This is a genomic window from Streptomyces sp. 7N604 (assembly GCF_052245475.1).
Taxonomy (GTDB): Bacteria; Actinomycetota; Actinomycetes; order Streptomycetales; family Streptomycetaceae; genus Streptomyces.
The window spans coordinates 44,711-62,880 of the sequence record NZ_JBQQBX010000011.1 but is presented as its reverse complement, the minus strand read 5'-3'; the positions used below and the strand labels follow the sequence as shown (position 1 = coordinate 62,880).

12 protein-coding genes are annotated in these 18,170 nt (G+C 70.9%); 7 read left to right on the top strand and 5 right to left on the bottom strand.

Annotated elements, in window-relative coordinates; translation table 11 throughout:
- Positions 1 to 61 precede the first annotated feature (61 nt).
- Together ligD and ACTWP8_RS13875 are read left to right on the top strand one after the other, a co-directional pair.
- A complete protein-coding gene (gene ligD, locus ACTWP8_RS13880) occupies positions 62 to 967 on the top strand; it encodes a non-homologous end-joining DNA ligase (RefSeq protein ID WP_443322447.1) in 906 nt (301 codons plus the stop codon).
- A gap of 167 nt (positions 968 to 1,134) precedes the next feature.
- Positions 1,135 to 1,665 (top strand): SgcJ/EcaC family oxidoreductase, encoded by a 531-nt coding sequence (locus tag ACTWP8_RS13875; protein ID WP_443322446.1) that lies wholly within the window; start codon positions 1,135 to 1,137, stop codon positions 1,663 to 1,665.
- 131 nt (positions 1,666 to 1,796) lie between these two features.
- Here the strand turns inward: ACTWP8_RS13875 and ACTWP8_RS13870 are convergent, their stop codons facing one another.
- Complete coding sequence (locus ACTWP8_RS13870) at positions 1,797 to 3,854, bottom strand: PhoX family protein (protein ID WP_443322445.1); 2,058 nt, start codon at positions 3,852 to 3,854, stop codon at positions 1,797 to 1,799.
- A 364-nt stretch (positions 3,855 to 4,218) separates the two neighbouring features.
- On the opposite strand from ACTWP8_RS13870, the gene ACTWP8_RS13865 reads away from it, so the two are divergent.
- The 3 genes from ACTWP8_RS13865 (at position 4,219) to metG (ending at position 8,365) form a co-directional block, all read left to right on the top strand.
- Positions 4,219 to 4,509: a barstar family protein gene (locus tag ACTWP8_RS13865; RefSeq protein ID WP_443322444.1), complete on the top strand. Its 291-nt coding sequence runs from the start codon at positions 4,219 to 4,221 to the stop codon at positions 4,507 to 4,509.
- A gap of 80 nt (positions 4,510 to 4,589) precedes the next feature.
- Positions 4,590 to 6,482: a VWA domain-containing protein gene (locus tag ACTWP8_RS13860; protein WP_443322443.1), complete on the top strand. Its 1,893-nt coding sequence runs from the start codon at positions 4,590 to 4,592 to the stop codon at positions 6,480 to 6,482.
- A 167-nt stretch (positions 6,483 to 6,649) separates the two neighbouring features.
- Entirely contained in the window at positions 6,650 to 8,365 is a 1,716-nt protein-coding gene (gene metG, locus ACTWP8_RS13855) for a methionine--tRNA ligase (protein ID WP_443322442.1), read from the top strand.
- Positions 8,366 to 8,503: 138 nt separating this feature from the next.
- On the opposite strand, the gene aspS is transcribed toward metG, so the two are convergent.
- Positions 8,504 to 10,291 carry an aspartate--tRNA ligase gene (aspS, locus tag ACTWP8_RS13850; protein WP_443322441.1) on the bottom strand — a complete coding sequence of 596 codons (1,788 nt, stop codon included), beginning with the start codon at positions 10,289 to 10,291 and terminating at the stop codon, positions 8,504 to 8,506.
- A 237-nt stretch (positions 10,292 to 10,528) separates the two neighbouring features.
- Between aspS and ACTWP8_RS13845 the strand changes: the two genes are divergently transcribed.
- On the top strand, positions 10,529 to 12,715 hold the full coding sequence (locus tag ACTWP8_RS13845; RefSeq protein WP_443322440.1) for an ATP-binding SpoIIE family protein phosphatase: 2,187 nt from the start codon (positions 10,529 to 10,531) through the stop codon (positions 12,713 to 12,715).
- Here the strand turns inward: ACTWP8_RS13845 and ACTWP8_RS13840 are convergent.
- From ACTWP8_RS13840 to ACTWP8_RS13830, 3 genes are all read right to left on the bottom strand, one after another.
- On the bottom strand, positions 12,619 to 13,746 hold the full coding sequence (locus ACTWP8_RS13840) for an AI-2E family transporter (RefSeq protein ID WP_443322439.1): 1,128 nt from the start codon (positions 13,744 to 13,746) through the stop codon (positions 12,619 to 12,621). The two genes, ACTWP8_RS13845 and ACTWP8_RS13840, sit on opposite strands and share 97 nt — an antisense overlap.
- A 234-nt stretch (positions 13,747 to 13,980) precedes the next feature.
- Complete coding sequence (locus ACTWP8_RS13835; RefSeq protein ID WP_443322438.1) at positions 13,981 to 14,955, bottom strand: pirin family protein; 975 nt, start codon at positions 14,953 to 14,955, stop codon at positions 13,981 to 13,983.
- Between the two features lie 147 nt (positions 14,956 to 15,102).
- Positions 15,103 to 15,576, bottom strand: coding sequence for an SseB family protein (locus ACTWP8_RS13830; RefSeq protein WP_443322576.1), 474 nt, complete (start codon positions 15,574 to 15,576; stop codon positions 15,103 to 15,105).
- A gap of 480 nt (positions 15,577 to 16,056) precedes the next feature.
- Between ACTWP8_RS13830 and ACTWP8_RS13825 the strand changes: the two genes are divergently transcribed.
- Entirely contained in the window at positions 16,057 to 17,883 is a 1,827-nt protein-coding gene (locus ACTWP8_RS13825) for an acyl-CoA dehydrogenase (RefSeq protein WP_443322437.1), read from the top strand.
- Positions 17,884 to 18,170: the final 287 nt, after the last annotated feature.

The window sequence follows — 18,170 nt, the reverse complement described above, 5'->3', positions numbered from 1 at the left end:
GCCCTACGGAACGACTGCCCACAGCGCGTTTGACCAGGCGGCGGGCGGCTACTCAACCGGGGTGAGTGAGCAGCGCACCATCCGGGTCGGGCGACGAACCCTCCCCCTCCACCGCCCCGACAAGGTCCTCTTCCCCGACGACGGATTCACCAAGGCCGACCTCGCCGAGCACTACCGCGCCGCATCCCGGCGCATGCTCCCCCACCTCCGCCACCGCCCCCTGATGATGGTCAGGCACCCGGACGGCATCGGAAAGCAGGGCCTGGTCCAGAAGAACATCCCGGACTACTTCCCCGACTGGATCCACCGCGCCGAGGTCCCCAAGGAAGGCGGCACCGTCACCCACGTCGTATGCGACGACGCGGCCACCCTCGTCTACCTCGCCGACCAGGCGTGCGTCACCCCCCACCGCTGGCTCGCGCGCGCCGACGCACCCGACCACCCCGACCGCCTCGTCTTCGACCTCGATCCGTCCGAAGGCACGGACTTCGAGGACGTACGGTGGGCCGCCCGCCGGGTGTGCGAGCTGCTGGACGAACTCGGTCTGCCCGCCCAGCTGATGACGACCGGCTCGAGCGGTGTGCATGTCGTGGTCCCGCTGGACCGCAAGTCCCCGTTCGACGACGTACGGGACTTCGCCATGCGCGCGGCCCGCCTGCTGGCCGACCGCCACCCGGACCGGCTCACCACCGAGCAGCGCAAGGCCGACCGCAAGGGCCGGGTCTACCTGGACGTCCAGCGCAACGCGTACGCGCAGACGGCGGTGGTCCCGTATGCCGTACGGGCTCTGCCGGGCGCCCCGGTCGCCATGCCCTTCGCCCGCGAGGAGCTGGACGACCCGGAACTCACCGCGCGCCGCTGGACGATGACCACGGCGGGGGACCGGCTGTCCGCCGACCCGTGGTCCCCGGCACCCCGCGGCCGCTCGCTGCGCACCGCCGAGCGCCGTCTGTCCGGAATGCAGTAGCCGAAGCGGCAGTGGTGGCCGAGCCGGTCACGGGCGCGACGACCGGCCACCCCCGCCGGTAGCCGGATCTCCTGGCAGGGTGGCTGGGAGTGATCCCTGGACGGGTTTTGCACGGGTAGGGTCCCACCTTTGATCTACCCGAAATTCCGTCATTCCAGGAGTGGTTGATGCCACGTCATCACATCAGGGTGCAAGCCGCGGCGGTCCTCGCGTCCGCCGTCCTCATGGCCGCCGCGCCCGCCGCCTACTCGGCCGCGACCACGCACGCGCCGAATTCGCAGGTGCGTCACGCCGCGGCGAAGGCCCCGCAAGACCCCGGCAGCGAGGAGATACGGGCCCAGTTCGATCTGTGGCAGGCGGCCCTGGCCACGGGCGACCCCGAGCGCGTGGCGGACCGCTACGCGCCGGACGGTGTGTTGGTCCCGACCATGTCCAACCGGATCCGCACCGACCGCGACGGAATCGTGGACTATTTCGAGCAATTTCTCGCCCAGAAGCCCGAGGCCCGGATCACGCGCTCGGTCGTCAGCGTGCTCGACGGAAACACCGCCGTGGACACGGGCACCTACCGCTTCACCCTGACCGACGAGAACGGCTCCGAGCGCACGGTCGACGCCCGCTACACCTTCGTCTACGAGAAGAAGGCGGGCAATTGGCTGATCATCAACCACCACTCCTCGGCGATGCCCGAGGGATGAGAGGAAAGACAGCGCGGGAGACCCGTCTTACCGAGACGGGCCTCCCGTGCCCCCCCCGTGCCCCCTGCCCCCGTAGTCCCGCGGCGCGAATCATCCACGGAACGCATCATCCGCGGCACGCGACCATCCGCTCAGACGCCGATGTCGCGGCCGTCCTTGCGCCAGACGCTGACGACCGACGGCCGGACGATCTTCCCCGGCCCGTCCGGCCAGGTCGAGGCCGGCTTCTCGACGCTCGCGCCGTCGACCTCGCCCGGGTGCTGCACGGCCACCAGCACCCGCCGGTCCTGGACAATCGGCCCGCAGGTCTCCGCGCCCTTCGGAACGGTGAGGAACTGCTTCACCTCGCCGCGCCGCTGCCCCGCCGTCGCGACGCCGAACAGCCCGTCGTGCGAGCCCAGCGCGTTCCCGTCCGTCGAGATCCACAGGTTGCCGTGCGGGTCGAACGTGACGTTGTCCGGGCAGGAGATCGGGCTGACCTGGTCCTTCGGGAAGCCCGCGAAGTACGTGCCCGGGTCGTTCGGGTCACCGGCGACCAGGAAGAGACGCCAGGCGAAGCGTTCCGAGGTGGGGTCGTCCCAGTGCTCGGCCAGCTCCAGGATCTGGCCGTGCTTGTTGAGGTTGCGCGGGTTGGCCTCGTCCGCACCCGCCTTGCCCGGCTTGCCGCGGTCGGTGTTGTTGGTCAGCGCGATGTAGACGCGGCCGGTGCGCGGGCTGGGCTCGACGTCCTCGGGGCGGTCCATCTTCGTGGCGCCCACCTTGTCGGCGGCGAGCCGGGTGAAGACGTAGACCTCCTCGGCGGTCATGCCCTCGACGAAGGACTTGTCCCCGCGGGCCAGCGGGATCCACTCGCCGCTGCCGTCGAACTCGCCGTCCACCGGCAGCTTCCCGGTGCCGTCGATCTCACTCGCCGGGCTGTCCCCGGTCAGCTTGGCGACGTAGAGCGTGCCCTCGTCGAGCAGCGTGAGGTTGTGCTCGCGCGCGGCCCGGCTCGTACCCTTGATCATCCGCTTCGACGAGACGAACTTGTAGAAGTAGTCGAAGCGCTCGTCGTCGCCCATGTAGACGACGGGCCGGCCGTCGGCGGTCAGCCGGGGCTGCGCGGCCTCGTGCTTGAAGCGGCCGAGCGCGGTGCGCTTGCGGGGAGTCGACTCCGGGTCGTACGGGTCGAGTTCGACGACCCAGCCGAAGCGGTGCGACTCGTTCGGCTCCTGGGCGGCGTCGAAGCGCTTGTCGAAACGCTCCCACTTGCGCTCGCTGGCGCCGGTGGAGAGGCCGTACCGCTTGTCGGTGGCGGAGCTGCCGTTGGCGAAGTACTGGTTGAAGTTCTCCTCGCCATGCAGGGTCGTGCCCCACGGGGTGGTGCCGCCCGCGCAGTTGTTGAGGGTACCGAGGACCTTGGTGCCGGTCGGGTCAGCGGAGGTCTTCAGCAGGGCGCTGCCCGCGGCGGGGCCGGTGAGCCGGAACTCGCTGGTCGCGGTGAGGCGGCGGTTGAGGCGGTGCCGGGTGACGGCCGTGAGCTTTCCGCTCTTCCCGTCCTCCTGGACGACCACGACGGACAGGCCGTGCGCGGCCCAGCCGATCTCGGCCTGCTCGCGGGTGGGGTTCGCGGGGTCGTACCCCTTGAACATCAGGATCTCGTCCGTGTACTCGTGGTTGGCCACGAGAACCTGGCGGCCGGGCTCGCTCCGCAGCGGCAGCAGGCTGAGGAAGTCGTTGTTGTAGCCGAACTGTCCGGCCTGCGCCTTGGCCGACTGCTTGTCCGGGTCGAAGGCGGGCGCGCCGCGCAGAATCGGTTCGCCCCAGCGGATGACGACGTTCTGGGCGTAGCCCTCGGGGACGGTGACGGCGTCGGTGGTGTTGGGCGCGACCGGGGGGAAGCGCAGCCCGCGCGCAGGCCTGCCGTACGAGGCGGGGCCCCGCTCGGCGGGCGCGGCGCCGGGGACGGCGGCCGCGGCCTGCGGGGCCTGGCCGACCGCGGCGGCACCGGTCGCGGCGGCCACCGTCACGACGGCACTGGCGCGCAGCACGTTGCGGCGCGAGAGGGCACCGGCTATGACATCGCCGACGTAGGCGTTGTCGCTGGTGTTGGGAACCTCGTGGAAGCAAGCGTCGCCGCAGCGGTAGCGGCAGGTCATCGCGGAACGTCCGCCCGGGTGCGAGCTGATCAGCGGCAGCAGTCTGCGCACGTCTTCCCCTCCGTATGAGCTCTGATGGGCACTCAACCGGCGCAGCCGGCGCCGACATGATGTCGGAATATGTCCGCGGCGACGCTATGGGCGTAGATGCGCCGGGCGGCGGACTCCAGGTGAACGAAGGATGAATCCCAGGCGGACTGCGTAAGTTTCAATTTCTACAGGGGAGTTGGGGGACGCCGGCGCCCGGAGTGCGCAGCGGGCTGCGGCGAGCCCCTCGGCCGGGGGGGCGGCAGGCTCCCGCCGCAGCGGGCGGCAGGCCACCGCCGCAGGGGGCGACAGGCCACCGCCGCGGGGCGACGACAGGCCCCCGCTGCCTCCCGGACGCCCCGGAGGCGAGGCACTAGCATCCGGGCCCATGGCCGATGACTTGGTGGTCGATCTGCGCGGCCGCGACCTGGCGGACCTCGACGCCTTCTGGGACGCGGTCGCGGAGCCGTGCGGCCTGCCCGATTGGTTCGGCCGGAACCTCGACGCCTGGTGGGACACGGTGGAGTCCCGCGGCGTGTCGCCCGTGATCGACGCGCACGACGTTCTGGTCGTACGGGCCGAGCCGGCGGGCGTCTTCGCGCCGGGCAACGCGGACGGCGAGCGACTCGCCCGGCTATTTACGGAGGCCACGCGCGCCCGGCTGGAACTCTCTCAGTAGCCTTACGTGTCCGTGCCGGTAGGGGATGATTCCCGCACCTCGGACATTCATCGCACCGATACATGTGAAGGACCTCTCCCATGGGCATTCGGAGTCTGCTGCGGAATGTATTCGGCCGGTCGCGGGCGGACCGGGACGAACCGACCGTGCCGGAGGCACGCGTCGCCGAACCGGATGCGGTCGCATCCGGCCCGGCGGAAGAGCCCGCGCCGGCCGCTGCGCCGGTCCCGTCCCAGTCGGCCGCGGCCGACGCGGGGCGGAAGCCGGCGAAGGAGCCGGAGGCCGAGGCGAGGGCCGAGGCGGCGACGCTGCTCGCCGCCTTCGACGCGGCGGCGGCCAAGCCGGTCGCCCCGAAGCCGGACCCGGCGAAGAACACGGAGGACACCGCGGCCGAACGGGACGCGGGCCGGACCTCGGCCGCCGAGCCGGAGCCGAGGCCGAAGTCGACGGACGAGTTCAGCGACGCCGGAGAGGCGCAGGCCCCGACCATCGCGGTCCCGGCGCAGGCGGCGTCCGACGAGCCGGAGCCCGAGGCCACGGACGATCGGCGACCGGAGGCGGCCGTCCCCGCTCAGGCCAAGGCGACCGAGGAGCCCTCGCCCACGACGGTCCCGGCCCAGGCGTCGGCGACGGAGCGGGACGCGGACTCGCCGGACCCCGCGGCGGCCCCGGCCACCGCCGGACCGGAGACCCCGGCAGTCCCGCCCCAGGCCGAATCGCTCCCGGAGGACCCCGCACCGGCGAGCACGGGCGAGATCCCGCAGCAGCCCGAGCATGTCTCGGACGAGGCGCCCGCGGCCGCTGCCGAGGACGCCGACGCGCCGACCCCCGAGATGATCGCCGAGCCCTCGAGCCAGCCCCGCACCACGGCTGACACGGAGCCGGCGGCGGCCGGAGCAGGCGAACCCGCCGACGCAGAGCCCGCCATTGCGGCAGAGGCGCGCACGGCCACCGCCCCCGAACGGGCAGCCACCGCGCCCGAAACCGCCCCCGCGCCCGAGCCACTGGCGGCCGCCCTGGCCGACGCAACCACCACCGCCCAGCCCGCGGCAGGCGAACCCGCGGACGCCGAGCTCGATGCCGCTGGCGCGACCGAGCCGCCGGCCACCACCGAAGTGGCCGACGCCAACACCACCGCCCAGCCCGCCGCAGGCGAACCCGCGGCTGAGCCGCTGGCCGCCGCCCCGGCGTCCGGGGCCGCCACGACCCAGCCCGCCGCAGCCGCGATGTCGCCGGCCGAGGTCGAGGCGGTTGCGCCCGGGCTCGTCGAGCTCCGCGAGGCCGCCGCCGGGGCCGTTGAGGCGCAGGGGATCGCCGGGGAGCGCGCCGTCGTGTATCTCGTGCTCGACCGGTCCGGGTCGATGCGGCGGTACTACAAGGACGGCACCGTCCAGCACCTCGCCGAGCAGGCGCTCGCACTCTCCGCGGCCCTCGGCGGCAGCGGCAAGGGCGACAGCGACGGCAACGACAACCCCAACGCCACCGTCCCCGTCGTCTTCTTCTCCACCGACGTCGACGGCACCGCCGACCTCTCCCTCGACGCGTACGAGGGCCGGATCGAGGCGCTGCACGCGGACCTCGGCCACATGGGCCGTACGAACTACCACCGCGCCATCGAAGCCGTCGTCGAGCACTACGAGAAGTCCGGGTCCACCGACCCCGCCTTCGTCATCTTCCAGACCGACGGCGCCCCCACCTCCAAGCCCGCCGCCGAGAAGGCCCTCTGCGAGGCGGCGAAGCTGCCCCTCTTCTGGCAGTTCGTCGGATTCGGCGACCCCGAGGCGAAGGGCTTCGACTTCCTCAGGAAGCTGGACGCCCTCACCGTCCCCGAGCGCCGCGCGGTTGACAACGCCGCCTTCTTCCACGCCGGCCTCGACCCGCTCCTCCTCTCCGACGACAAGCTGTACGCGCAGCTGACGGCCGAGTTCCCCGGGTGGCTGGCCCGGGCCCGGGAGGCCGGCCTCATCGGCTGACCCGCGACAACCCCCGCGGCAGCCGCACCCACTGCAGCAGGCCGCCGTACGCAAGGGGCCGCCCGCGCGAGAAAAGGCCGCGCGGGCGGCCCCTTGCTGTCAAGTACGATATTGACAGCCTGTAGATCAAAAACTCACTCCGCGTAACGACTTGGGAGCAGCCGGCAATGGCTCGACACCTCATCACCAGCGCCCTTCCGTACATCAACGGGATCAAGCACCTGGGCAACATGGTGGGGTCCATGCTCCCGGCCGACGTCTACTCCCGCTACCTCCGCCAGCGCGGCCACGACGTGCTGTACATCTGCGCCACCGACGAGCACGGCACCCCGGCCGAGCTGGCCGCCAAGGAGGCCGGGCTCCCCGTCGACACGTACTGTGCCGAGCAGCACGACCTGCAGAAGGCGATCTACGACGGCTTCGAGCTGTCCTTCGACTACTTCGGCCGCAGCTCGTCCCCGGAGAACGTCGAGATCACCCAGCGCATCGCCCGCAGCCTCAAGGAGAACGGTTTCATCGAGGAGCGCTCCATCCGTCAGGTCTTCTCGATCGCGGACGACCGCTTCCTCCCGGACCGCTACATCGTGGGCACCTGCCCGCACTGCGGCTACGACAAGGCGCGCGGCGACCAGTGCGAGAACTGCACCCGCGTCCTCGACCCGACCGACCTGATCGACGCCCGCTCCGCCGTCAGCGGCAGCAGTGACCTCGAGGTCCGCGAGACCAAGCACCTCTTCCTCCTCCAGTCGAAGCTGCAGCGCGAGGTCGAGGACTGGCTGGACGGCAACGGCAGCAAGGAGTGGCCGACGCTGGCCTCCTCCATTGCCCACAAGTGGCTGACGGAGGGCCTCAACGACCGGGCGATCACCCGCGACCTGGAGTGGGGCGTGCCGGTCCCGGCGGACACCTGGCCGGAACTCGCGGCCGAGGGCAAGGTCTTCTACGTCTGGTTCGACGCGCCCATCGAGTACATCGGCGCGACGAAGGAGTGGGCGGACGCCGACCCGGGCAACCGCGACTGGAAGTCGTGGTGGTACGGCGCCGACGACGTCCGCTACACGGAGTTCATGGCGAAGGACAACGTCCCGTTCCACACGGTGATGTTCCCGGCCATGCTGCTCGGCACCCGCGAGCCGTGGAAGAAGGTCGACTACGTCAAGGCCTTCAACTGGCTGAACTACTACGGCGGGAAGTTCTCCACCTCCCAGAAACGCGGCATCTTCACGGACGCGGCGCTCGAACTGCTGCCGGCTGACTACTGGCGCTACTTCCTGATGGCGAACGCGCCGGAGTCGGACGACACCTCCTTCTCCTGGGAGCTGTTCTCGTCCGTGGTCAACAAGGACCTCGCGGACACCCTCGGCAACTTCGTCAACCGCGTGCTGTCCTTCTCGCGCAAGCGCTTCGGCGACACCGTCCCCGCGGGCAAGGATGCGGGAGAAGCGGAGACGCGGCTGGGCGAGGAGATCGCGCGGCTGCTGGCCGAGTACGAATCACACATGGAGACCCTCCAGTTCCGCAAGGCCGCGGCCGCGCTGCGCGCCCTGTGGAGCGCGGGCAACGCGTACCTGGAGGAGAAGGCCCCCTGGCTGGAGATCAAGACCGACCAGGAGGGCGCGGCGCTGACGCTGCGCACGGCGATGAACCTGATCCATCTTTACGCGGTGGTGTCCGAGCCGTTCATCCCGGCGTCCGCCAAGGCCATGCGGTCGGCGTTCCAGCTCGCGTCGGACGACGCGAGCTGGGTCACCGGCGAGCAGGCCCGCGCGCTGTCCTCCGTACCGGCCGGGACCGCCTTCACCGTGCCGCCCGTGCTCTTCGCGAAGATCACGGAGGAGGACCTGGAGTCCTACCGCGACCGCTTCGGCGCCGAGGGCGCGTAAACGAAAGGGCGTGGGCATTCGTTCCTCCCCCTGGGGGCACCTCCCGGGCCGTTAGGCCCATGGACTACCGCTGGGTGGGGGTGCCCCCGGCGAAGCCAGGGGGAGTGCCCCCAGGCGGAACGAATGCCCACCAGCGGGTCACTTGGTCGGCTTGTACGGCGTCGGCTTGGCCGGGCCCTTGTAGATGCTCAGGTGGAGCTCCTTCAGGCGGGCCTCGTCGACCTCGCTCGGCGCACCCATCAGCAGGTCCTGCGCGTTCCCGTTGAGCGGGAAGGCGATCGTCTCCCGGATGTTCGGCTCGTCGGCCAGGAGCATGACGATGCGGTCCACGCCGGGAGCGATGCCGCCGTGCGGCGGGGCGCCGAAGTGGAAGGCGCGGAGCATGCCGCCGAACTCGCGCTCGACCTCCTCCTTCGCGTAACCGGCGATCCGGAACGCCTCGTACATGACCTCCGGCTCATGGTTCCGGATCGCGCCCGAGGACAGCTCGACGCCGTTGCAGACGATGTCGTACTGCCAGGCCAGAATGTCCAGCGGGTCCTTGGTGCGGAGCGCCTCGAGGCCGCCCTGCGGCATGGAGAACGGGTTGTGCGAGAACTCGATCTCGCCGGTCTCCTCGTTCCGCTCGAACATCGGGAAGTCGACGATCCAGCAGAAGCGGAAGACGTTCTCCTCGAACTGCCCGGCCCGGCGCGCGGCCTCGACCCGGACCGCGCCCATGATCTTGGAGACCTCGTCGAACTCGCCCGCACCGAAGAAGACCGCCGTGCCCGGCTTGCCGCCGACCTCGGCGACCAGCTTCTCGACGTCGGCCTCGGTGAGGAACTTGGCGATCGGCCCGGTGAGCTTGTTCTCCTCGCCGATACGGACCCACGCCAGACCCTGCGCGCCCTGCTGGACCGCGAACTCGCCCAGCTGGTCGAAGAACTTCCGCGGCTGGTCCGCCGTGTCCGGCACCGCGAGGGCCCGTACGTGCTTGCCCGCGAAGGCCTTGAAGCCGCTGTCCGCGAAGACGTGCGAGACGTCGACGAGCTCGAGCTGCGCCCGCAGGTCGGGCTTGTCCGTGCCGTACTTCAGCATCGCCTCGCGGAACGGGACGCGCGGGAACGGCGAGGTGACGTGGCGGCCGTTGCCGAACTCCTCGAAGAGATCGGTCATGACCTTCTCGATGACCTGGAAGACGTCCTCCTGCTCGACGAAGCTCATCTCCACGTCGAGCTGGTAGAACTCGCCGGGCGAGCGGTCGGCGCGGGCGTCCTCGTCGCGGAAACAGGGCGCGATCTGGAAGTAGCGGTCGAAGCCCGCGATCATCAACAGCTGCTTGAACTGCTGCGGGGCCTGCGGCAGCGCGTAGAACTTGCCCGCGTGCAGCCGGGAGGGGACCAGGAAGTCGCGCGCGCCCTCGGGCGAGGTCGCGGACAGGATCGGGGTCGCCATCTCGTTGAAGCCGAGCGCGGTCATCTTCTGCCGGATGGCGGAGATGACGGCGGTGCGCAGCATGATGTTGCGGTGCATGCGCTCGCGGCGCAGGTCGAGGAAGCGGTATTCGAGACGCCGCTCCTCGTTCACGCCGTCCTCGGGGAAGACGGTGAAGGGCAGCGGGTCTGCCGTGCCGAGCACCTCGACGTCGCCGACCTCGACCTCGATCTCGCCGGTCGGCAGCTCGGGGTTCACGTTCTCGGCGCCGCGGGCCAGGACCTTGCCGTCGACCCGGAGGACGGTCTCCTTGGGGAGGTGGCTGAGCTTCTCGTTGACCGGGCTGTCGGGACGTACGACGAGCTGGACCAGGCCGTAGTGGTCCCGGAGATCGATGAAGAGGATGCCGCCCAGGTTCCGCCTGTTGTGCAGCCAGCCGCTGAGCCGTACGTCGGCGTCGACGTCAGCGGCACGGAGCTCGCCGCAGGTGTGGGACCGGTACCGATGCATCGTTCATCCAAGTCGTCTGGTCGGGGTCGTGGGCCCTGGGTGAGCGCTGGGCAGCACACGGCAGGGGCTTGTGCAAGGGTACCGGCACGCCTCCGTCGCCCCGCCCGCCGTCCGGCCGGCCGTCGCCCGCGATCCCCCGGCGCGGAGGGGCCCCCGTCGAGGCGCCCGGGCGCCTCCTGCGTACCCCCGGCGTCCGGCCGGTCGTCAAAGCCGGAGAAAGCACCATAATGTGGTGCAATGCGCACCGAGGATGTCCTGGCCTCCATCGCGACCGGCCTCTGGCGATGGGACAGCGCTTCGGGGGAAGTGACCCTGGATGCCGAGGCCGCCCGGCTCCTGGGCCTGCCCGCGGTGCCCGTCACCCTGACCGAATCCGCCGTACGCTCCCGCTTCCACCCCGTCGACTGGGTCGAGATCCAGGGCGTGATCAACCTGGCGGTCGCCGAGGGGACCCTCGCCGAGGCCCGGCTGCGGATCATGTCGGACGACGGCAAGGTCCTGCGGATCGTCCGCAGCCGCTCCCGCCAGTACCTGCGCGGCGACGACTACGAGCTGACCGGCACGCTTCAGGAGGTCCCGGAGCCGCAGCCCGGCACCGCCGCGGCCGTGCACAGCCGGGTCACCGGCGACTGGCGGCGCTCTCGCGAGGCCTTCCTGCTCGACGCGGGCCGGGCGCTCGCCGAGGCCCGCTCCACCTCCGAGGTGCTGCGCGTGGCCGCCACGCTTTCGATGCCCGGCTTCTCGCCGGACGGGCTCGCCGTCTTCGGGGTCGAAGGGGACCGGCTGAAGATCATCGGGTACCACGGCTACCAGGACGGCGACGAAGGCCCCTTTCTCCACATGTCGCTGGACACCGAGTACCCGGCCGCGGAGGTCATACGGAACGGCCGCGCGATCTATCTGCCCAGCCCCGAGGACTACCAGAGCCGCTTCCCCTCCACCTGGCCGCTGGCCGCCCGCTTCCACCGCAAGTCCTGGGCCTTCCTGCCGCTGATCGTCGGCGGCCGCACCATGGGCGCGTGGATGGCCGCCTTCAGCTACCCGGTCGCCTTCACACCCGACGAGCGCTCGGTCCTCACCACGGTCGCCCGGATGCTCGCCCAGGCCCTCTCCCGCGCCAGCGTCCAGGAGTCCGAGCGCGAGCTGACCACCGGGCTGCAGCGCAGCATGATGCCCACCGTCCAGCCGGACATCCCCGGCATGACGGTGGCCGCGCGGTACGTACCGACCGGCGGCGGCCTCCAGGTCGGCGGCGACTGGTACGACATGATCCCGCTGCCGTCCGGCCGCATAGCCCTGGTCATCGGCGACGTCCAGGGGCACGACGTACGGGCGGCCGGTCTCATGGGCCAGCTGCGGATCGCCCTGCGCGCGTACGCCGCCGAAGGCCACCACCCCGACGCGGTCCTCTCCCGCGCCTCGCGCTTCCTCGCCGGACTCGCCGAGCAGTGGCCCGACGGCGAGAGCGCGAGCGCGGGCGACCCCCGCTTCGCCACCTGCCTCTACATCGAGGTGGACCCGGAGACCGGCACCCTGGACATCGCGCGCGCAGGACACCCCGACATCGCCACCCGGATGAGCGACGGGACCATGCTGCTCCGGCCCACCGCGGGCGGGCTGCCGCTGGGCATCGACCCGGACAGCGACTACCCGACGACCCGGCTGGCGCTGGAGCCCGGCGAGCTGATGATGGTCTGCACGGACGGACTGATCGAGACCGGCGGCCACGACCTCGAGACCGGCTGGCAGCGGCTGCGCGAGACCGTCGAGAAGCACTCGGGCGACATGGAGTCGCTGGCCGACGCGCTGGTCCAGGCCGTGCACGGGCCGACCTCGCACCACATGACCGGGCCGCTCGCCGACCGCCGCGAGGACGACATCGCACTGCTGCTGCTCCGCCGCAACGCGCCCGGCGGCGGCTGTCACCCCGCCGAGGGCGAGGCGCCGCGGCCGATCCGCCGTACGGTCCTGTCCGTCCCGCAGGCGGCGCCCGAGCAGGTCGCGCTCGTACGGCAGCAGCTGCGAGAGCTGCTGCACGACTGGGCCGACGACGAGCAGATCGACGCGGCCGTCCTGATGATCTCCGAGATGGCGAGCAACGTACTGCTGCACACCGACGGAGACGCACTGATCATCGCCGAGCTCGTCGGCGCGCGCGGCGCGCGGCGGCTGCGCGTCGACGTCGCCGACGCCAGCGACGAGCTGCCGCACCGGCGCAGCCCCGGCGAGATGGCCTCCTCCGGGCGCGGTCTCGTGCTGATGGAGATGCTCGCCGAAGCGTGGGGCGTGGACCCGCGGGGCGAGGGCAAGTGCATCTGGTTCGAGCTCTACGAGTCGGGGCCGGTGTCGGGTCCGGATTCCGGTCCGGGGTCGGGTCCGGGTCCCGGGGGCGGGGAACTCGAGGGGGAGGAACCGGCCGCGTAACGGGCCCGGAGCTCGGAGATCACTCCGAAGGCAGCCGCGGACAGCGGCACCGCGAGCAGCATCCCGAGGACCCCCGCGATGCTCGCACCCGCCGTGATCGCGATCATCACCATCGCCGGGTGCATCCGGACCACCCGGCTCTGGATCATCGGCTGCAACACATGCCCCTCGAGCACCTGCACCGCGAGCACCACGCCCAGCACCCACAGCGCGACCGCGAAGCCGCGGTCGGCCAGTGCCACCAGGATGGCGACCGTGCCGGAGATGAACGCGCCGAGGTACGGGATGTACGCGCCGACGAACACCAGCGCCCCGAGCCCGACGGCGCCCGGAACCCGCAGGATCAACAGCCCGACGGTGATGAAGATCGCGTCGATGAGCGCGATGAACGTCGTCCCGCGCATGAACCCCTCGACCGCACGGAACGCCCGCCGCGCCATGGCCTCCAGCTGCGGACCGCCGCCGCGCGGCGCGAGCCCGTGCAGCATCGCGGCCGCGCGGTGCCCGTCGCGCAGGAAGAAGAAGGTGAGGAAGAGCGCGAGTACGGCGTCGGCGATCAGGTGCCCGACGATGCTGACGCCGGTGATCAGCCCGGACGCCGCCGTGCCGCCGAACCTGCCGATCAGGTCCTTGGCGTTGGAGGCGAGGTCGTCGAGCGAGGTGCCCGCGGCGCCGAAGTGGTCCGCGACTCCCTTGGCCGCGTCCCTGAGCGACGCGATGATCTGGTCACCGCTGTCGGCCAGCGCGCCGACCACGATGTAGACGGCGCCGCCGACGACCGCGATCAGCGCCACGCAGGTGAGGCCGGCGGCCAGCGAGCGGTTGAGCCTCAGCGTGAGCAGCCTGCGGTTGAGCGGGCCGAGGAGCGCGGTGCCGAGCATGGCCAGCAGGATGGGGGTGACGGCGGCCTCGAGTTCCACGCAGAGCCAGATGGTGGCGGCGGCGACACCGGCGACGAGCAGGGCGACGCCGCACCAGGCCGCCGTGCGGCGCGCCCCGCGCGGCAACAGCGGCGGCTCGCGATCGCTCACGGCCCCAGCGCACCAGCCGACTGGGGGCCGCGCCCCCCGGACAGGGCCACCCGGGTGTGGGCATTCGTTCCGCGGGGCTGGGGGCACCTCCCAGCGGTAGCTGGGGGAGGGTGGGCACACCCCGGCCACCGGGCCGCACCCGGTCACGATGCGCCAGCCCCCGCCGGAGCGCCCGTTTCGTACGCATCCACAGGCCGGTGGCCGGTTATGCTGCGCCCGGCCCCGGGCCAGGCGCTAGGAGTGGGTCGGGATGACGCCCAGGCGGCCCGCCTGGAAGTCCTCGAAGGCCTGCGCCAGTTCGGCATGCGTGTTCATGACGAACGGCCCGTACTGCATCATCGGCTCACGTATCGGCAGCCCACCCAGCAGCACCACCTCAAGGTTCGGGCTCCGCGACTCCTGCGTCTCGTCCGCCCGCACCGTCAGCGACTCCCCGTGCCCGAAGACGACCGCCTGCCCCATGCGGAAGGGCCGCCCCTCCGCGCCCGCACCGCCGGCACCGCGCGCACCGGCCGTACCGCGCCCGGCCAGCCCGTACGCCAGCGCGTTGAACTCCGCCCGCCACGGCAGCGTCAGCTCCGCGCCCGGGCTGACCGAGGCGTGGATCATCGTGATCGGCGTGTGCGTCGAACCGGGCCCGCGGTGGCCCTCGATATCACCGGCGATCAGCCGCAGCAGCGCCCCGCCGTCCGACGACGCCAGCAGCTTGACCTGACCACCGGCGATGTCCTGGTACTTCGGCGGGATCATCTTGTCCTTGCGCGGCAGGTTCACCCACAGCTGCAGCCCGTGGAAGAGGCCGCCACTCACGACGAGCGACTCCGGAGGGGCCTCGATGTGCAACAGCCCGGACCCGGCCGTCATCCACTGTGTGTCGCCGCCGTTGATGACTCCGCCGCCGCCGTGCGAGTCCTGGTGCACGAAGGTGCCGTCGATCAGATACGTGACGGTCTCGAAGCCGCGGTGCGGGTGCCACGGGGTTCCCTTCGGCTCCCCGGGCGCGTACTCCACCTCGCCCATCTGGTCCATCATGATGAACGGGTCGAGGTAGCGGTAGTCGATGCCGGCGAAGGCCCGGCGCACCGGGAAGCCCTCGCCCTCGAGACCGCTCGGCGCCGTGGCGACGGCGAGCACGGCACGCGGCTCGGACCCGGCCGGGGCGGTGACGCGCGGCAGGGTCAGCGGGTTCTCGACAGTCACTGCGGGCATGGCCGCCTCCTGGCCTCTCGCGAGGAATTTAGTTGAAGGCTTAACGTCCACGCAAGGCGCCGGTATTCCCCAGGCATGTTGCGGGCATGAGTAAGCCCCCACCGCCCATGGCGGTGGGGGCTTACTCGACCAGCCCGGGGCGGGCCGCTAGCCATACATGCGCCGCATCGCGAAGTCGACCATCTGCTCGACGGCCTTCGCATCGAAGACCATCCGGTGCTCGCCGTCCATGTCGAGCACGAACCCGTACCCGGTCGGCAGCAGGTCCAGCACCTCGGCGCCCGTGATCACGAAGTACTTCGACTCCTTGCCCGCGTAGCGCCGCAGCTCCTTCAGCGAGGTGAACATCGGGATCACCGGCTGCTGCGTGTTGTGCAGCGCCAGAAAGCCCGGGCCGTCGCCCCGCGGGCAGTAGACCTTCGACGTCGAGAAGATCTGCTGGAAGTCCTCCGCCGACATCGAGCCGGTGGTGAAGGCCCGCACCGCGTCGGCGAGCGACGGCGGCGAGGGCTCCGGGTAGAGCGGCTGCTCACCGTAGCCGCCGGGCGCCTGATGCTGCTGCGGGGGCGGCGGCGCGGCGTACTGCTGACCCGCGCCCGCGGTCTGGTCGTAGCCGTACATGCCCGCAAGCGTAGCCAACCACCCGTCGCTACAGTGCCGAGCTTGCACAACGGGCATCACTGGGTGTGATGCTGCGTTTGCGTCCAGTCCCACCGCGTTGGTGCCGTGGTGAGGCAGGGGCCGTTGACGGGGCCCCGCGTCGCCACAACTCCCACGCTCTGGCACGGATGTGGCGGGAGCCGTTCCGGTCTGCGTGATCAACGAATCCGCGGGGCCGGCATGCGAACCAGGCCTGACAGAGTCTCGCGATGGCATGTGGTTCAGGTCCCGGATCCCGGCTCGGGCGCAGCGGTGAACGCCACGTACCCACGACGGGAAGCGGCTCACGACGGCCCGCTGATCACCGGCCCGAACATTAGAGCCTCGTCACAGATGCCCCGATGGGGTTGATTCTTATTACCGGCCGGTAGCATCATCGTTAGGCATCTGCTGGTCGCATATGAGGAACCCGCCTCCCTGATCCCTAACGGAGCCGTCGCCATGGGGCACTACAAGTCGAATCTCCGCGACATCGAGTTCAACCTCTTCGAGGTGCTCGGCCGCGACGCCGTCTACGGCACCGGCCCGTTCGAGGAGATGGATGTCGAGACCGCCAAGAGCGTTCTCTCCGAGATCGCCCGGCTCGCGGAGAACGAGCTGGCCGACTCCTTCGCCGACGCCGACCGCAACCCGCCGGTCTTCGACCCCGACACCAACACCGCGCCTGTCCCCGACAGTTTCAAGAAGAGCTACCAGGCGTACATGGACGCCGAGTGGTGGCGTCTGGGCATCCCGGAGGCCATCGGCGGCACCGCCGCCCCGCGCTCGCTCCTCTGGGCCTTCGCCGAGACGATCCTCGGCTCGAACCCGGCCGTGTGGATGTACGCCTCGGGGCCGGCCTTCGCGGGTGTGCTCCACGACGAGGGCACCGAGGAGCAGCACGCGATAGCCCAGCGCATGGTCGAGCGGCAGTGGGGCTCCACCATGGTGCTGACCGAGCCGGACGCCGGCTCGGACGTCGGCGCCGGCCGTACCAAGGCCGTGCAGCAGGAGGACGGCTCCTGGCACATCGAGGGCGTGAAGCGCTTCATCACCTCCGGTGAGCACGACATGTCCGAGAACATCATTCACTTCGTGCTCGCCCGCCCCGAGGGCCACGGCCCCGGCACCAAGGGCCTCTCCCTCTTCATCGTGCCGAAGTACGACTTCGACTGGGAGACCGGCGAGCTCGGCGACCGCAACGGCGTCTACGCCACCAACGTCGAGCACAAGATGGGCCTCAAGGCCTCCAACACCTGCGAGATGACCTTCGGCGACCGCCACCCGGCCAAGGGCTGGCTGCTCGGCGAGAAGCACGACGGCATCCGCCAGATGTTCAAGATCATCGAGTTCGCGCGGATGATGGTCGGCACGAAGGCCATCGCCACCCTGTCGACCGGCTACCTGAACGCGCTGGAGTACGCCAAGGAGCGCGTGCAGGGCCCGGACCTGGCGAACTTCACCGACAAGACCGCGCCGCGCGTCAGCATCACCCACCACCCCGACGTGCGCCGCTCGCTGATGACGCAGAAGGCGTACGCCGAGGGCATGCGCGCCCTCGTGCTCTACACCGCCTCCGTCCAGGACGAGATCCTGATCAAGGAGGCCGCGGGCGAGGACGCCTCCGCCGCGAACCGCCTCAATGACCTGCTCCTGCCGATCGTGAAGGGCTACGGCTCCGAGAAGTCGTACGAGCAGCTGGCCCAGTCGCTCCAGACCTTCGGCGGCTCCGGCTACCTGCAGGAGTACCCGATCGAGCAGTACATCCGGGACGCCAAGATCGACACCCTCTACGAGGGCACCACCGCCATCCAGGGCCAGGACTTCTTCTTCCGGAAGATCGTCCGCGACCAGGGCCAGGCGCTGACCACCCTGTCGGAGGAGATCAAGAAGTTCCTGGCCGACGCCACCGGCGGCGAGGACCTGGCAGGGGCCCGCGACGAGCTGGCCAAGGCCGCGGTGGACCTGGAGGCGATCGTCGGCGCGATGCTGACCGACCTCGCGGCCACCGAGAAGGACGTCAAGTCCATCTACAAGGTGGGGCTCAACACCACCCGCCTGCTGCAGGCCTCCGGCGACGTCGTGATCGGCTGGCTGCTGCTCAAGGGCGCCGCGGTCGCGGGCGAGAAGCTCGCCTCCGCCACAGCGAAGGACAAGGCGTTCTACGAGGGCAAGATCGCCGCGGCGAAGTTCTTCGCGCACAACATTCTGCCGGGCGTCTCCGTGCAGCGGGGCCTGGCCGAGACCGTGGACCAGTCCCTGATGGAGCTGGACGAGTCCGCCTTCTAGAGCGGAGAGCGAAGAGCCGCTGAACTCGGCGCGCACGCCGCGCCGCCCGCTTCGGGGCCCCTGTCGGTCGGGCAGGGGCCCCGAGGCGTTTTTCGGCTCCTACTCCTGGGCACAGAGGCAGTCCCGCTCGCGGAGCGCGAGAAGGGAGCCGCGCGTGGCTGAACTCACCGCGCGCATGAAGGCTCCGGCTATGCCGCGGCGGGGGACGACCGGCCGGGTACGCCCCCTCGGCGGCGAGCCCGAGGCGCCGAGCACTGCTACCTCGCCTGGGCGGAGGCGGAGGAGGG

What these genes read in the sequence shown, in the direction of transcription:
- ACTWP8_RS13835 (WP_443322438.1), bottom strand. Translation starts at nt 14,955, where the DNA reads ATGCCCGCAGTGACTGTCGAGAACCCGCTGACCCTGCCGCGCGTCACC.
- ACTWP8_RS13875 (WP_443322446.1), top strand. Translation starts at nt 1,135, where the DNA reads ATGCCACGTCATCACATCAGGGTGCAAGCCGCGGCGGTCCTCGCGTCC.
- ACTWP8_RS13860 (WP_443322443.1), top strand. Translation starts at nt 4,590, where the DNA reads ATGGGCATTCGGAGTCTGCTGCGGAATGTATTCGGCCGGTCGCGGGCG.
- ACTWP8_RS13830 (WP_443322576.1), bottom strand. Translation starts at nt 15,576, where the DNA reads ATGTACGGCTACGACCAGACCGCGGGCGCGGGTCAGCAGTACGCCGCG.
- metG (WP_443322442.1), top strand. Translation starts at nt 6,650, where the DNA reads ATGGCTCGACACCTCATCACCAGCGCCCTTCCGTACATCAACGGGATC.
- ACTWP8_RS13825 (WP_443322437.1), top strand. Translation starts at nt 16,057, where the DNA reads ATGGGGCACTACAAGTCGAATCTCCGCGACATCGAGTTCAACCTCTTC.
- ACTWP8_RS13845 (WP_443322440.1), top strand. Translation starts at nt 10,529, where the DNA reads ATGCGCACCGAGGATGTCCTGGCCTCCATCGCGACCGGCCTCTGGCGA.
- aspS (WP_443322441.1), bottom strand. Translation starts at nt 10,291, where the DNA reads ATGCATCGGTACCGGTCCCACACCTGCGGCGAGCTCCGTGCCGCTGAC.
- ACTWP8_RS13865 (WP_443322444.1), top strand. Translation starts at nt 4,219, where the DNA reads ATGGCCGATGACTTGGTGGTCGATCTGCGCGGCCGCGACCTGGCGGAC.